The organism is Acinetobacter sp. CAU_H_S139_7 (assembly GCF_058599305.1).
This window is the reverse complement of the sequence record NZ_CM178651.1, coordinates 2,401,637-2,418,201: the sequence shown is the minus strand read 5'-3', so window position 1 is coordinate 2,418,201 and position 16,565 is coordinate 2,401,637. Positions and strand designations below refer to the sequence as shown.

10 protein-coding genes and 1 pseudogene are annotated in these 16,565 nt (G+C 41.6%); 10 read left to right on the top strand and 1 reads right to left on the bottom strand.

Annotation, left to right across the window (positions count from 1 at the left end; translation table 11 throughout):
* Positions 1-50 precede the first annotated feature (50 nt).
* From AC4MC0_RS11805 to AC4MC0_RS11765, 9 genes and pseudogenes are all read left to right on the top strand, one after another.
* Positions 51-2,966 (top strand): heavy metal translocating P-type ATPase, encoded by a 2,916-nt coding sequence (locus AC4MC0_RS11805; protein ID WP_491887093.1) that lies wholly within the window; start codon positions 51-53, stop codon positions 2,964-2,966.
* A gap of 73 nt (positions 2,967-3,039) precedes the next feature.
* A complete protein-coding gene (locus tag AC4MC0_RS11800) occupies positions 3,040-3,201 on the top strand; it encodes a hypothetical protein (RefSeq protein ID WP_491887092.1) in 162 nt (53 codons plus the stop codon).
* Positions 3,202-3,303: 102 nt separating this feature from the next.
* Positions 3,304-4,215 carry a LysR family transcriptional regulator MumR gene (gene mumR, locus AC4MC0_RS11795; protein WP_004694273.1) on the top strand — a complete coding sequence of 304 codons (912 nt, stop codon included), beginning with the start codon at positions 3,304-3,306 and terminating at the stop codon, positions 4,213-4,215.
* Between the two features lie 345 nt (positions 4,216-4,560).
* Positions 4,561-5,815: pseudogene (locus AC4MC0_RS11790) on the top strand (NRAMP family divalent metal transporter).
* A gap of 35 nt (positions 5,816-5,850) precedes the next feature.
* Positions 5,851-6,633 carry a LamB/YcsF family protein gene (locus tag AC4MC0_RS11785; RefSeq protein WP_491887091.1) on the top strand — a complete coding sequence of 261 codons (783 nt, stop codon included), beginning with the start codon at positions 5,851-5,853 and terminating at the stop codon, positions 6,631-6,633.
* Positions 6,626-7,432, top strand: a complete 807-nt coding sequence (locus AC4MC0_RS11780; RefSeq protein ID WP_491887090.1) for a putative hydro-lyase — start codon at positions 6,626-6,628, stop codon at positions 7,430-7,432. Before AC4MC0_RS11785 ends, AC4MC0_RS11780 begins: the two co-directional genes overlap by 8 nt.
* Positions 7,433-7,465: 33 nt before the next feature.
* Positions 7,466-9,049, top strand: a complete 1,584-nt coding sequence (locus AC4MC0_RS11775; protein ID WP_491887089.1) for a 5-oxoprolinase subunit B/C family protein — start codon at positions 7,466-7,468, stop codon at positions 9,047-9,049.
* A complete protein-coding gene (locus AC4MC0_RS11770; protein ID WP_279043549.1) occupies positions 9,049-10,770 on the top strand; it encodes an ATP-binding protein in 1,722 nt (573 codons plus the stop codon). Before AC4MC0_RS11775 ends, AC4MC0_RS11770 begins: the two co-directional genes overlap by 1 nt.
* A gap of 827 nt (positions 10,771-11,597) precedes the next feature.
* Positions 11,598-13,817, top strand: a complete 2,220-nt coding sequence (locus AC4MC0_RS11765; RefSeq protein WP_335997053.1) for a TonB-dependent receptor — start codon at positions 11,598-11,600, stop codon at positions 13,815-13,817.
* 121 nt (positions 13,818-13,938) lie between these two features.
* Here the strand turns inward: AC4MC0_RS11765 and AC4MC0_RS11760 are convergent, their stop codons facing one another.
* Positions 13,939-14,592 carry a YajG family lipoprotein gene (locus AC4MC0_RS11760; RefSeq protein ID WP_078389624.1) on the bottom strand — a complete coding sequence of 218 codons (654 nt, stop codon included), beginning with the start codon at positions 14,590-14,592 and terminating at the stop codon, positions 13,939-13,941.
* 354 nt (positions 14,593-14,946) lie between these two features.
* Between AC4MC0_RS11760 and AC4MC0_RS11755 the strand changes: the two genes are divergently transcribed.
* Positions 14,947-16,563: an alkaline phosphatase gene (locus AC4MC0_RS11755; RefSeq protein WP_491887088.1), complete on the top strand. Its 1,617-nt coding sequence runs from the start codon at positions 14,947-14,949 to the stop codon at positions 16,561-16,563.
* Positions 16,564-16,565 lie beyond the last annotated feature (2 nt).

Here is a 16,565-nt window from a genome sequence, read left to right as displayed (position 1 = left end):
TAGGTACAGACTTTATGCTAACACAATCAAAAAATAAAAGGTGAGTCAGAATGAGTGAGCAACACAAAACGTCTTGCTGTTCCAAACAGAAATTAGCGCCGATGGTGGTGAATATCGATCCTGTCTGTGGGATGACGGTCGCAGAGGACTCTCCTCATGTGTATGAGCATCAATCAGTTCGTTATTTGTTTTGTTGCTCAGGCTGTTTAAAGAAATTTTCGGCCAATCCAGAGGCTTACTTAACATCAGAAAGAGCGCCCAGTGTTTGTTGTAGTCAATCCAAAACAGATATAAGCGATGCTTCATCTCAGGGGAAAGAGGAAAGTGCTGTAGTTACTTCCAAAGGTTGTGGTTGCGGATCAAAACCTGTGTCAGATGCAGAGAAGACCACATTTATTGACCCTGTGTGTGGCATGACTGTAACTGATTTAACTAAACCGCATACCGAGTGGCAGGGACAGGACTACTATTTTTGTAGTGAAAAATGTTTGCAAAAGTTTATTGCAACCCCAGAGGCTTATGTAAAAACTGAAGATGCAGTATCGGTGTCTACTTCTACTGCGGGCTGTTGTGGTTCAACTCCGAAAGAGGCAGAGAAAAAAGCATCCTGTTGTGAGCCTAAGCCGCAAACAGAATCAGACAACAAAGCAAGTTGCTGTGGTGGAGGAAAGCATGAACATACTGCTCCATCTGGATCAGCTGAGTTTATTGACCCCGTATGTGGTATGTCAGTCGATCCTAATACAGAGTTAAAAACGGATTATCAGCAACAGATTTATTATTTCTGTAATCCTTCTTGCTTAGATAAGTTTAAAGGGGATCCTGAGTTTTATCTGATTCCACCCGATCAGCGTCCTGTACCTGAAGGGGCTGCGGATATGGACTATACCTGTCCGATGGACCCTGAAATTGTACAAAAGGGACCGGGGACGTGTCCGATTTGTGGTATGGCACTCGAGCCGATGCAACCGACTTTAGATGATGCACCCAACCCAGAGTTGGTGGACTTTAGCCATCGCTTTTGGATGACCTTGCCACTGACGTTGATCGTGTTTGTACTGGCGATGGGTTCACATATTCACAGTTTCATTTCACCGCATATTCAACCGTGGATTGAGTTGGTCCTAGCGACTCCTGTAGTGCTATGGGCGGGTAAACCGTTTATTGAGCGTTGCTGGACCTCGTATAAAACCCGCAACTTAAATATGTGGAGCCTCATTGGTGTCGGGGTCTTGGCAGCCTATATTTATAGTGTCGTGGCAACGATTTTCCCAAGTGTGATTCCAATGGAAGCCAAAACGGGGCATGGCGTTGCAGTGTACTTTGAAGCAGCCTGTATGATCGTGTCTTTAAGTTTGCTTGGTCAAATCATGGAGCTGAAAGCGCGTGCCAAGACCGCAGATTCACTCAAAGCCTTACTGAAACTGCAAGCTAACACAGCCAAGTTGGTTCAAAACGATCAAGTGGTAGAAGTGGATATTGGCATGGTCAAACAAGGCGATATTTTACAGATTTCCTCGGGTGAGCAGATTCCACTGGATGGTGTGGTGGTTGAAGGCAAAACCTATGTTGATGAAGCCATGATGACAGGTGAACCTGTACCTGTGAAAAAGCAAGTGCATGACACGGTGATCGGAGGGACGGTCAATCAACAAGGCAGTATTCGGATTCAAACCACGGCGGTCGGGGCGAATACCACTTTGGCGAAAATGATTCAGACGGTGGCAGAAGCACAGCGTTCTAAAGCACCGTTACAACGTTTGGCCGATGTGTTTGCCAAGTATTTTGTGATTGTGGTGTTACTGATTAGTGTACTGACTTTTGCCGCTTGGATGGTGTTTGGTGGTGCGCAATTTGATTTGGCACTGATGTGTGCGGTGGCGGTCCTGATTATTGCCTGCCCATGTGCGCTGGGTTTAGCAACGCCAATGTCAGTGATGGCCACGACAGGGCGCGCGGCACAAAAAGGGGTACTGTTTAAAGATGCAGAGGCGATTGAAGCTTTAAGTAAAGTGAATACGCTGATTGTCGATAAAACAGGGACTCTGACGGAAGGTAAACCGAGTCTTAAAGAAATTCAGTTGCTCAGCCCAAATGTAGAACAAGCGCAAGTGGAACAGTGGATTGCCTCGATTGAGCAGTATTCAAGTCATCCGATTGCCCAGACTTTGACACAGTTGGTGCCTGCACAGCAATTGCTTAAAGTGGCAGACTTTGAGGATGTGACTGGCTTTGGTGTCAAAGGGCAGATTGGCGAGCAAACCTTCTATATTGGTAGTCAAAAGCTGCTTGAGCAACTCGGCATCACTTTAGATGATACTTTGCAAAGCCAGTTGAATCAGCAGCGTGCGACAGGCAATGTGATCAGCTTCTTAAGCAATAGCCAAGAAGTGCTGGCTTATATTGCTATTCACGATGCGATTAAGGCCAATGCCCAGCAAGTGATTCAACAACTGATTTATGATGGTATTGAAGTGGTCATGGCAACAGGTGACCATGAACAAAATGCCCAGTTGGTGGCTAAGGAATTGGGTATTCAACAAGTCTATGGCAACTGTACGCCAACTGAAAAATTGGACATCGTGAAGAAATATCAGGCTCAAGGTAAGATTGTCGCGATGGCGGGAGATGGCATTAACGATGCACCAGCCTTGGCACAAGCCAATGTCGGAATTGCCATGGGCAATGGAACTGATATTGCTAAACAAACCGCACAAGTCACCTTGGTTAAAGGTGATATTCGTGGCGCAGCCGATGCGCTACATATGGCGAAACTGGGTGTGCGTAATATGAAACAAAACCTTGCTTTTTCCTTTGTGTATAACGGTTTAGGTGTACCTGTGGCAGCAGGAATTTTCTATCCATTAACAGGGTTATTACTCACCCCAATGTTCGCTGCGGTGGCTATGTCATTGAGCTCATTGTCCGTAGTCTTAAATGCTTTACGTTTACAGAAGAGTAAATAAGCGCTTTTAGATTTTTACACTCCCTTTTCAGTTGAGTTTAAAAAAGCATCTTTTTATCAAAGGTGCTTTTTTTATGATGATTCGTGTTGGAATAAATAAAAGCGTTAGTAAAAATTGGCCCCTTCAACTTTTTTTGATTCAATTGGATTTAATGGACCTTGATCAGGTTCGAGCGATTCAATTAGTTAAGCAGCACAAAAAGGACGTGATTGGGCAAGGTATAGCGCTTAAATGAGCGTCATCTCGTGAGTCATTTTGACATTATATAAAACAGGAACTTAAAAAATAGGGGGAACTGCCGTACTATAAGCGGGATGGAGTAAAGGCAGGGTTCAGGGTGAATTTAAAAAATCTAGAAGCATTTTATTGGGTGGTGACTTTAAATAGTTTCAATAAGGCTGCCACAAAATTACAAACGACTCAGCCTGCCGTTTCACAAAAAATCACCTCTCTTGAAAATGATTTAGGTTTTAAAGTTCTCGATCGCAGCTTTCGACAGCTTAAACCCACCCATAAAGGCATGACCCTGTTTAAATATGCTGAAAAGTTTATGCGTTTGGAAACCGATTTGGTGGCTGAGTTGACTGAAAACCAGCACCTCACAGGAACAATTCGTTTAGGTGTTTCTGAGACGATCGTTTATACGTGGTTGGTTGAATATATCGAAAAAGTACAAAAAGAGTTTCCTAAAGTTTCTGTGGAAATTGTGGTAGATTTAACTCCAAATTTGCAAGAAGGTGTGCGTACCGGGGATTTGGACATGGCCTTTTTGTTGGGCCCGACTTTGGCTTTTGAGTGTGTAGAGCAGGCGCTATGTGACTTTGAACTGAGTTTTTTGGCAGCGCCATCTTTTAAAGGTGGTGTGGGGCAAATGTCGTTTAAGGCATTGATGTCTCATACCATTTTAACCTACCCGAAAATTACCTATCCCTATAAAGAGCTCAAGGCCAAAATGAAAGAGCAGGCACTGGATGAGCCGCTGTCTATTACCAGTTATTCGCTTGCGACCTTATTGCGTCTCGCGGAGCAAGGTTTAGGGATCGCCGTTGTGCCGACCTTAACGGCCTTAAAGGAAATTACAGATGGTCGTTTAGAGATTTTAAATACACCGATCCAACTCAAAACCTTTCATTTCACCTCGATTTATATGCAAGGAAATGATGCTGCCTTGAAAGAGAAACTAACCGATGTTGCAGTCACTGTTTCTGAAAGCGCAATGAAAAGATTGCTTGAGAAAATTAAAAAATAATTGAGGCGCACACAGCTTTTTTACAAGTGATGTTACTTTATCTCAAAACGTAATTTGTTTGAAAAACTATAAAAGCAGCTTATCGTGCGTGATAAGTAAAATTTATCATTAGACTTTTAATAAATAAAAAATAATAAAATACAGTTATTTAGTTTTAATAATGGATGTAAAAAGTCGTATTGTTCATCGTGCTTGCCTATGTTCTTATTTCAAATAGAAGGTTTGATCCGCCATGGCTTTGGTTGGGCAACTGGGAATCTTTGTCAGTTAAAGGGATTTAAGAACAGAATTTGCAAACAAAATGATGTTCTTGGTTCAACTTGAAAATAGCGTTATTAAGCTCAAATGGACGAGGAACGCATTAAATATGTCTTTATTAAAATCTTCTTTTTTATCAGATCGCCAATGGGCCATTGTTGCTTCAATCTTTATGATGGCAACTTCCGCCATGGGACCTGGTTTTCTAACTCAAACTGCGGTCTTTACTGTGAAATTGGGTGCGGCGTTTGGCTTTGCCATTCTAGTGTCTATTTTGATTGATTATGTGGTGCAGCAAAACATTTGGCGTGTCGTAACGCTGACGCAAATGCGTGCCTCGGATATTGCCAATAAAGCCTTGCCGGGCAGTGGTTACTTACTGGCTTTTCTGGTCATTTTGGGTGGCTTTTTCTTCAGTATTGGTAATATTGCAGGTGCGGCTTTAGGTCTCAATGCCTTATTTGGTTTGGACACCAAATGGGGCGGCATTTTAAGTGGTGCTTTGGCCATTTTAATTTTTGCTTCAAGAAAAGCCACGCTGGCCATGGATAAAAGCATGATCGTTTTGGGGTTGCTCAAAATCATCTTGATTATCATTGTTGCCGTCATTGTGATGCCACCTGTGGGCCAAGCTGTTCATCAAACGTTTGCACCCGACCAGATTGATTTTGCCATCATCACCACGATTGTTGGTGGAACGGTCGGCGGCTATATCTGCTATGCAGGCGCCCATCGTTTACTGGATAAAGGTGCGGTTGGCCCTGAAAATATTGATGAAGTTGCAAGAGCCGCAACCAAAGGTATTGTGGTTGTAGGCATCATGCGTTATGTGCTGTTTTTAGCTTTCTTGGGTGTGGTGGTAAGTGGCGCAAGTATTGATTTAGCCAGCCATGATGCCAATCCCGCAGCGCAAGCTTTTCAATATGCCGCAGGAACTTTTGGTTATAAATTATTTGGTCTAATTTTCTGGGCAGCAGGGATCAGTAGTACCATTGGCGCCGCTTATACTTCGGTTTCATTCTTTACCGCATTTAAGAAAAACCTCAGTCCAAAGCAAACCAATTACACCACCATTACATTTATCTCTTTAGCTTTATTACTGTATGTCGTACTGGGCGCAACTCCTGCTGGATTGTTGATTTTTGTTGGCGGCTTTAATGGCTTGGTACTGCCAATTGGTTTAACGATTTTTGTTTATGTAGCTGCTTGTCGTAAAGATATGATGGGGAATTATAACTATCCAAAATGGTTACTTATTTTGGGTGTACTCACATGTATGTTGACATGGTGGATGGGCTATATGTCCTTTACTACAGTCTTTAATTATTTAACCAAACTTTAAGCCAGACGATGGTGAAGTGATAAAGGAATTAAGCCATGTTTGTAGATTTAAATAGTGACTTGGGTGAAAGTTTTGGTTCGTGGAAAATGGGCAATGATGACCAAATTCTACCTGTGGTCACGAGTGCCAATATTGCATGTGGCTTTCATGCAGGTGATCCGCTGGGGATTTTAAAGACACTGCGGAAGGCTGTTGAATTAAATGTCACGATTGGCGCGCATGTATCTTATCCAGACCTTGTCGGTTTTGGTCGCCGTAATATGGATGTGTCACGTGATGAGCTGATTGCCGATGTGCTGTATCAAATTTCTGCACTGGATGGTCTAGCTAAAGTGGCTGGTTCTCAAGTGCAATATGTGAAACCACATGGTGCACTGTATAACACCATTGCACACGACCACGCTCAAGCCGCTGCGGTGATTGATGCTATCAAGATGTATAACCCAGAACTGGTTTTGGTGGCACTGGCAGGTTCCCACTTGGTTGAGCAAGCACGTGCAGCAGGCTTAAAGGTTGTATCTGAGGCATTTGCAGACCGTGCTTATAACAGTGATGGCTCATTGGTTTCACGACGTTTGGACGGGGCTGTTTTACATGACTCAGCCTTTGTGGCACGCCGTGTGGTGTCTATGTTGAAAAATGGCGGCGTTGAGTCGATTGATGGTGTATTTACCCCGATTCAAGCGGACACGATTTGCTTACATGGTGACACCGCAGGTGCTTTAGAGATGTCGGCTGCGATTAAAGCTGAACTGCTAAATCATCATATTGAAATTCGTCCCTTTGTCTTAAAGCATGAGGAAGTATGCAATGTATAAGGATATCCGAGTCGATTCAGCGCAGCTTGAAGCCGCTTTAGCGGCACGTTTAAAAATTCGTGCAGGCTTTGATAAACCAACGGCGGGTATGGCTGCGGGCATGACGCAGGTCAATATGATTTCGGTGCCTAAAGATTGGGCTTATGATTTTCTACTGTATGCACATCGCAATCCGCAAAGCTGTCCTGTTTTAGACGTGCTAGAGGAAGGTGTTTATGCCACAAGACTGGCAGAGAACTCAGATATACGCACCGACTTTCCACGTTATCGCATCTGGAAAGAGGGTGAAATGGTCGATGAAGTCACGGATGCGAGTGACATTTATCATGCGCATCCTGACTTGGTAACGTTTTTAATTGGCTGTAGTTTCTCTTTTGAAACAGCACTGCAGGAGGCGGGCATTGAAGTTCGTCATATCCATGATCAGACCAATGTACCGATGTATTTGAGCAATATTCAATGTCAGCCTGCGGGTCGTATTTCGGGCAATATGGTGGTTTCTATGCGCCCAATTCCATCCCATCAAATCGCGGATGCCGTCAAAATTACAGCACGGATGCCAAGTGTGCATGGTGCACCTGTGCATATTGGACATCCTGAAGGTTTAGGCATTCGTGATGTGAATCAGCCAGACTTTGGCGATGCTTCACGTATTGAGACAGGGGAAATTCCTGTGTTTTGGGCTTGTGGTGTAACCCCACAAGCGGCGGTGATGAACTCAAAAATTCCTTTTGCCATAAGCCATGCACCCGGTCATATGTTTATTACCGACATTCCTGATCGTGCATGGATAGCTTAAGCAGCACCAAAGAACAATTAAAAGGATAGGCATATGCGTTTTTTATCGGTAAACGCGGATTGTTTTCTCATAGAGCTTGCCAGCTTAGAGGAAACATTGGCGTTGTACAATAAATTGCACACGATGCAATTGAATGGAATTAAAGACTTAGTCCCTGCTGCAAAAACGATTTTGGTATTTTTTAGTGAAATCGAGACTACATTTAAAACACTGGTTGCTTCGATTCAGACTGTAAAAATTGGTTCAGGCGTTGAGCGTAATGTCCAAGAGTTGATTATTCCTATCTGCTATACGGGTGAAGACCTTGCTCAAGTTGCAGAGTTACAAGGGCTTTCAATTGCTGATGTGATTTTGAAACATCAGCAAAGTGTTTGGAATGTGGCTTTTATCGGCTTTGCACCGGGCTTTGCTTATATGAGCAGTCCCGATCGACCTTTTACCGATATTCCACGCTTAGCTGTGCCACGTAAAAAAATACCGTCGGGTTCTTTGGGACTGGCAGGACAATATTCAGGGATTTATCCGAAAGACAGTCCAGGGGGCTGGCAGTTGATCGGTACGACTGCTGAAAAAATGTGGGATCTAGAGCGTAAAAATCCAGCGCTACTGTTACCAGGAATGACGGTCCATTTTGAAGATGTCACACATCAACCGACCACAGTCAGCGTAGCACAGCAAGTCACTCGTACAGCTGAGCCCAAACAATCTATGCCTTTGTTTACGATAACTGCACCGAGCCTACAGATGCTGATTCAAGATGAAGGGCGTTTTAACCAAACCAAGATTGGGGTTGGTGTTGCAGGGGCGATGGATGTATCGGCGATGCACAGTGCAAATCGAATTGTCGGTAACCCAACTCCGACGCCAGTAATTGAAGTTTTAAATGGTGGTTTGAAAGCCAAAATGCATCAGTCCGCAGTCATTGCGGTTACAGGAGCAATTTCAAACATCCATGTGAAATTTAGTGATGGCCAAAAGGCAGACTTTGAAAGTTATCAAGCGATTGCCCTCGATGAAGGTGATGAATTTCAGATTCAAGCACCGACGGCAGGGCTAAGAAATTATCTGGCGATTCGTGGTGGTATCGACGTGCAGCCTGTGCTGCATAGCGCTTCATTTGATAGTTTGGCCATATTGGGACCAGAACCTCTAAAAATGGGGGATACGGTTTATCAAGGACAGGTTGAAGTTTCAAATATCAGTAATACTGAAATTGCGAAGTTAAACTTGCCCAAAGTCGGCGATGTGGTAGAGCTCGACATTGTGATGGGACCGCGAACGGATTGGTTCGAAACAGAGAGCATTGAGCGCTTATGTCAGCAAGCTTGGTTTGTGACCAATGAAAGTAATCGGGTTGGACTGAGACTTTCAGGTGAACAGCCGTTGCAACGCAAAATTACTCATGAGTTGGAAAGTGAAGGAACTTGTATTGGTGCCTTGCAGATTCCGCCAAACGGTCAACCTGTACTGTTTATGAATGACCATCCTTTAACTGGTGGCTACCCCGTTATTGCGGCTGTGGCGAAGCACCATTGGGACTTGGTGGCACAGATTCCAGCAGATTGCCAAATCAAATTTAAAAAAATGACCGAATTTACAGATTTTGAGAATGAATGATGACTACTGAAAAATTATTAATTGCAAACCGTGGTGAAATTGCCGTTCGTATTATTCATGCTTGCCGTGATATGGGTATTTCATCGGTTGCTTTATATGCCGATGACGATATGGACAGTATGCATGTCGAACTGGCGGATGAAGCATGGGGTTTGGCGGGTGCAACTGCACGTGAAACTTATTTGAATATTCCAGCCATTCTTGAGGTTGCTAAAAAATCCAAAGCGACCATGGTTCATCCGGGTTATGGCTTTTTATCTGAACGTGCTGAATTTGCACAGGCCGTAATTGATGCAGGCTTAAAGTGGGTAGGGCCATCGCCAAGCGCCATTGAAAAATTGGGTGATAAAATTGAAGCACGTAAGATAGCCGCTTCAGTGGGCGCACCTTTAGTTCATGGTACACAAGGCCCCTTAAATAATGCTGATGAAGCACTCGAGTTTGCAAAGCAGTTTGGTTTACCTATTGCGATTAAGGCCGCTTTTGGCGGTGGTGGTCGCGGTTTAAAAGTCGTTTGGAAACTGGAAGATGTAAAGGAGCTGTATGATTCGGCTGTACGTGAAGCACAAGCCGCTTTTGGCCGCGGTGAGTGTTTTGTTGAGCAATACTTAGATCAACCACGCCATGTTGAAGCACAAGTGATTGCCGATCAACATGGCAATGTTGTGGTTTTAGGCACACGTGATTGTTCGCTACAGCGTCGTAATCAAAAACTGATTGAAGAAGCGCCAGCGCCTTTTATCAGCGATGCGATATATCAAGAAATTTTAACTTCGGCTAAAAATATCTGTCAGGCAGCCAACTATGTCGGTGCGGGTACAGTTGAATATTTGCTGAGCCGTGATGGAAAGCTTTCATTTTTAGAGGTTAATACCCGCTTGCAGGTGGAACATCCTGTTACTGAAGAAACGGCCAAAGTCGATTTGGTGGTTGAGCAAATTCGCGTGGCTCAAGGCCATGAACTTTCAATCAAAGAAACCCCGAAAGCGCAGGGGCATGCCATTGAGTTTCGTATCAATGCTGAAGACCCCGCTCGTGGCTTCATTCCTGCTTTTGGTGTATTGAGTTTATTTGAAGCACCATTTGGTCAGGGGGTACGTGTAGACACAGGTGTTCGTACTGGTTCTTTGGTGTCGAGTCATTTTGATTCGCTTATGGCAAAACTGATTATCACAGGCCCAACCCGTGAAATTGCGATCGCTCGCGCTAAACGTGCGCTGAAGCAATTTAAAATTGAAGGGGTTGCGTCGGTTTTAGACTTTCACCGTGTTGTATTAAATGAAGCTGATTTTACCGCCACATTTAATGTTCATACTCGTTGGATTGAAAATGATTTTAAACAGGACTTAAAGCCAACGAAACGCAGTATTCCGAATCATCAACAGCCGATGTTACTCAGTTATATTGAAATTGATGGGAAATTACATCGTTTAGGCTTACCTGCGGGTATGTTTGCACAAAACCCTACAATGACGTCTCAAGACCAACCAGCTACAGAAACAGCAGTGAGTGCTGAACACTTACTTGCACCAATCAATGGCGTAATTAGCGCTTGGAAGGTAGAAAACGGGGAGCAGGTCGCAGAGGGGCAGGTGGTGGCGATTATGGAAGCCATGAAAATGGAAGTCCCTGTACTTGCACATCAAAGTGGAGTGATTCAATTGATGGTTCAGCAAGGGGTGACCTGTCACGCAGAGCATATTATTGGATCGATTTGCTAAAAAAATAAATCATGTGAATGCACCTGATGCAGCATTTAGCTAAGTCAGGTTTTTGTTTGAAAACTCTTAAAAGTTGAGGGTTGGTTAGCTTTGTTTTATGGACAAATGAAGTGGAAAAATGGTTCGATTAAGATTTAATAGTCCAATAAAAGCGTTATTTAAAGAGATATTCAATAATCATTTTGTTCTGTAGCTCGGAGACAAGATGAAAGCGATAAACTTGAAAAATAAAAATTAAAGAATATTAGCGATGTATGTAATTATTATTTTAAGTAAATAAAGTACTCCGAAGATGCCGCTGCATGTGTCGTTACCCTGAACCCGATGAGTTCTGAGTGAAATCTTGTTTTTGGCGATCGGAGACAATATTAAACAGAGCTTAAATATATATAAAATTAAAATAAATATTTGTATTTAAACAATAAAATCTATGAAAAAATACCACATTGCTCAGAAGTATAAATAATTTGCCTACCATATGCCTACTTTTTAATGTTTTCAGCCTACCATTTGCCTACTAAATTTACTTGTAAAATTTAATAAAAAAGGCGAAATAAACCGATTTTTGAGATGTAGAGCTTATTCGTTGGCATTTAATTTAGGCAGAAGCATCTGCTTTTTATCAACAGTTTTCGATATTTGAAATTGCAGAAAGTACATCAGGGTAGTTACTTCGATATTAGAAAATTACGTATCAAAACAGCTGAATAGTTTTTTCTTTAAATTATTTATTTACAATAAATAATTTAAAGTTATTTGATAAAAAAATTGACTGGAAAGTAAACAAGAATTATTTTGATAAAAATTCTTATTACTATTTGCAAATTATGAAAAAGCCCTCTTCAATATCTATGTCTAAAAAACTTTTCCCAATATTAGCAACAACAGGTGTAATTTTCATTTCTAATTCGAGTTTTGCAGAAAACTCAGAAAAGGTTTCTCCATCAGAAAATACTGTACAACAGTTAGAAACAATGACATTCACTGCCTCACGTGCTGATGAAGTCCAAGAAAAATCAAAACAAGTGACAAAGTTAGATGAAAAACAAATTGAACTTTTAAAAAATGGTTCTTCAGGGAATATTGCAACTGTTTTAGCAAAAGCTGTGCCTGGCTTATCTGATTCAAGTCGTACAATTACAGATTATGGACAAACATTACGTGGGCGAAATGCACTTATCTTAGTTGATGGTGTTCCGATGAATTTAACGCGTGATACTTCTAGAGGTCTTTCTTCTATTGATCCGGAAAGTATTCAAAATATTGAAGTTATTCGAGGAAGCAACGCCATTTATGGTAGTGGTGCAGCAGGCGGGATTATATCTATAACAACTAAAGCTGCTGGTGGAGAACCTACAGCTAAAACTGTTATTGGCTTACAAAGCCCTTTAACTAATTTCCGTACAGATGCATTAAGTGGGGATATTCACCAATATTTTACGGGAAGCTTGGATAATTTTGACTATGCATTGGACTTTGGCTATCAACGTATTGGTAGTCCATATGATGCCAGTGGTGATAGAGTTGCTCCAGAACCCAGTCAAGGTGATCTTTATGATGCTGATGCCTATAGCATAGGGGGTAAAATTGGCTATCATATTGATGACAATCAATACCTACAGCTTGCGGCGAATTACTATAATGCAGAACAAGATTCTGATTATGCAGCTGATACGAGCACAAAAAAATATCCTCTTGGTAGTGTACCTGCTCAAGCAATTAAAGGTTTAAAATTAAAAGATCAAAATAAAAATGAAAATCAAATCTATAATTTGACCTATATCAATAAAGATTTATTAGGAAATAAAGTTGATGCACAACTTTACTATCGAGACTTCTTTACTCGCTTCTCACCATTTGATGCGCGTGGTAATGCAAATCGTGGAAAACAAGTCGATCAAATTTACCAAGAAAATAATGTCCTAGGTAGTCGCTTAACAGTCTCGACTCCACTTGAATTCTTGGGTGATACAACTGTAGTTTGGGGCGGTGACTTTAGTCGTGAAAAGAGCGAGATGCCCTTGGATATTTTTGACCCTCAAATTTATGATCAGTCTGGTGGTCTAGAGTTTGTTAAAATTGGGAATCTTATTTATTTGCCTGAGCTCACAACTCAAAGTCTTGGCGGATTTGTTCAATTTAAGCATCAATTTAATGACCAATGGGCTGCTGAGATTGGAACTCGTTATGAAGATAGTTACGCTGAAATCGATAGTTTCATCCCATTATCTCAGTTAGGTAAACCAAACCCTTATACAGTCCAAGGGGGTAAAGTTAAAGCTGATGCATGGTTATATAATGCAAATCTTACTTTCTCTCCAACTGATCAACACTCGATATACGGCTCTTTTAATCAAGGCTTTCAACTTCCTGATGTTGGTTTAGTTATACGTAATGCTGGAGTCGGTTTTAACCTTGCTTCATCATTTTTAGAACCTGTAAAAGTTGATAATTATGAGCTTGGTTGGAAGGGTGATTTTAAAAATATCTCATCTAGTTTTGCCGTATTCCATTCAACCTCTGACCTTGGAGGTGTCCAATCTTTTAACAATGGATTGGTTCTTGCTAGAACAAAAGAGAAAGTTTCTGGTGTTGAAGCAACTATTGACTACATTGATGATGTTAATGTTTGGGGGACTGGGGGGAGTGTAACGTGGATGAAAGGTCGTGAAACTCCACAAAACACGAATAAAGAACAAGATATGACGGGCTTCAGAATCCCACCATTAAAATTGACTGGTTACATCTCTTATAGTCCAACTGATACTTGGACGAATAGACTACAGGCAACTTACTTTGGTGCGAAGGACTACAGGTTGAATGGCGTAAACGGTTTTGGTCGTTATGATGTGAAATCTTATACAACGGCCGACTTAATCAGTAGTTTTGCGCTTAACAAAAAAGATATTGTAACTATTGGTTTAGAAAATATGTTTAACCGAAAATATTACCCACTTTATAGCCAATTGCTAAGATCTGGTGACAACACAAGTCACTTAGTAGCGAATGGAGCAACGTTAAAAGTTTCTTATAGTCATAAGTGGTAGTACTTATCTTTATTTGTGGTTAAAAAAACATGGGTCATTAAAGAATGGCCCAAGTTTTAACGTATAACATTCGTTAGCTTTTAAGGCCCTCTACATAGGGCTTTTTTTACTTTATAGCTATTTATGGATTTGCTTTTGGCAATGCAGAAATTAATTTAGACTCATAATCATCAAGTACCCCATCAATGTTTTCTACCCATTTCGTACCATTGGCAATTTGAGCTGATTTTGTCACCTTGCTATAAATGTGGAGAGGGGCTGTATTCAAGTCTTTCGCATTCACGACATTTGTATCTATTTCTGAGTGAATTTTGATTGACGCAAATCCAGGCTGGAACCATGACCAAAATTTATTAATTTTAATGGTGAGGATTAGATCGGCATTTGCTCGATTGGTTTCATTGTCTGTAATGACTTCATAACCTGATTGTTTAAGTGCATGAGTTGTGCGTTTTTGTAATAACTCAGACACGGTCTCTTTTTCTAAAAGAATATCGCCTAACGCTTTTCCGTAGCCATTTCTTTTACGCGCAACAGCTTTTGCTTTTTCTTCAGTAGTTGCTTTGGCTAAACCATCCTTTAAAGACGGAATATCAGGTGTGGTTGGTTTGTCTTGGAATGTTCTATTATCTTCGACCAGCGCGATAATTGCTTTCTTAGAACTCGGCACTTCTTGAGAGGATGCGGAAGTATTAGGCGTTGGAACTTGAATCAATCCGCGTGATGTCGCACAGCCTGAAAGAGTGGTTATTAAGAGCCCCATAGCAAGTAACATGGAAGAGCGTTTCATTTAAGATCCCCGAGATTGGTGGTTATTGTAAAAAAGTGCATAAAGTTAATAAGATACGTTATAAAAAAGCTTAACTATTTCATTTTTAGCAGTAATTCAAAAGATTGGTTTGTAGAAGGCTGGGGGATTTTGATTGAATTTTACCAAAAAGTAAATAATAACCATTGTCAAATGAGAATAAAGACGTTAGATTGCGTTACAAATTTGATGGTTAATATTGATAATTGTAAAAAATGAAAAAGCGTTTCGAAAGTGAGTAAATTTATATTGATGCTTAAATGTCATCGGATTTAAATATCCGAAGTGTATGTTTCAGCCATCTTTAGATGGGTTGATGCAATGCTCGGTTTTCTTGAAAAATTCCAATTAAAAACAATCAGTGTGGCATATATAAGTTTGAATGCTTTATTTCTCTCCGCTTGTCAAAGTAGTGATTTAATGCAAGCTCAACCAACTCATGCAGTACAACTACTCAAACAACAAAAAGTCCAACAACCGAAACGTGTAGTGTTTTTCTTGGGTGATGGAATGGGCATGACTACACTTACCGCTTCCCGCATTTATGCTGTCGGTGAAGATGGTCAGTTAGCAATTGATCGGTTACCTGAGTCTGCCTTTGTTCGTACCTTTTCTGAAGATGCGCAAGTCACTGACAGTGCACCTTCGATGGGTGCGTACATGACCGGTGTGAAGATGAAAAATGAGGTGATCTCGATGCAGACAGGGACAATTGCAGTTGAACCTGATTCAGTAGGGAATAACCAGTGCGGGACTAACCCACAAAACAAAAATAAGCAAAACACACAGACTTTACTCGAATTAGCCAAAGCAAAGGGTTGGGGGACAGGGGTTGTGACCACGACGCGAATCACGCATGCCACACCAGCATCGACTTATGCGCATATTTGCCACCGTGATGCTGAAAATGATATTGCATCACAGCTGGTGCCGAGTTCAAAAGGGGATGCTTATCAAAGATATAACCAAAAACTCAAAGATGGAGTGGATGTGGTTTTAGGCGGCGGCAAGCGTCAATTTTTGCCTAAAGATGCAGACGGAGAGCGTACTGATGGGCGCAATCTAATTACCGAGATGCAAAAGGCAGGCTACCGCGTGGTTTTTGATGAAAACCAACTCTCCCAAGTGCAGCTGGCGAAAAATGAAAAATTATTGGGTTTATTTAATCACAGCCATTTAAATTACGACTTGGATCGCACCAAGAAAAATTTGGCGGAGCCGAGTCTCAAGCAAATGACGCTGTCTGCTTTAGACATTTTGACACAAAATAAAAAGGGTTTTTTCCTGATGGTGGAGGGCGGGCGTATAGATCATGCACTACATGACACCAATGCCAAACGTGCTTTACAAGACACGATTGCCTTAAATGATGCTTTAGAAGCAACCATTCAAAAGCTTAAACAAAGTGATCCTGAACTTAAAAATACACTGATTGTAATCACAGCCGACCATGATCACACCTTGGTTTTAAATGGTTATGCCAAGCGCACAGGAAAATATATCGAAGGTAAGGAAACCAGTGTACTCGGTCTGGTGAAAAATTATGACCAAGCGGGCTTTGCTCAAGATATTCATGGGCAACCTTATCCGATTATCGGTTTTGGTACTGGCAAAAAACGCCCTACTCAAAACCGTATGGATGACTTGGTACTGAACTTAAAAGACACTGATGTCTGTCATCCAGTACAAGGGCCAAAGGCGCCACAACGCGAAAAATATAGCTTCACTTATCCTTTGGCTGAAACGGGTTGGTGTACAGGCACTGCTGCGGATGATTTCCAACAAGAAGCTGTGATTCAAACGGGCTATAAAGATAAAGAAACGCATGGTGGTGCAGATGTGTTTTTAGGTGCGATTGGTCAGGGGGCAGATCAGTTCTCGGGTAGCCTTGAAAATATTGAGGTCAATTACCTCATTCGTAAGATCACAGGCTTATAGCA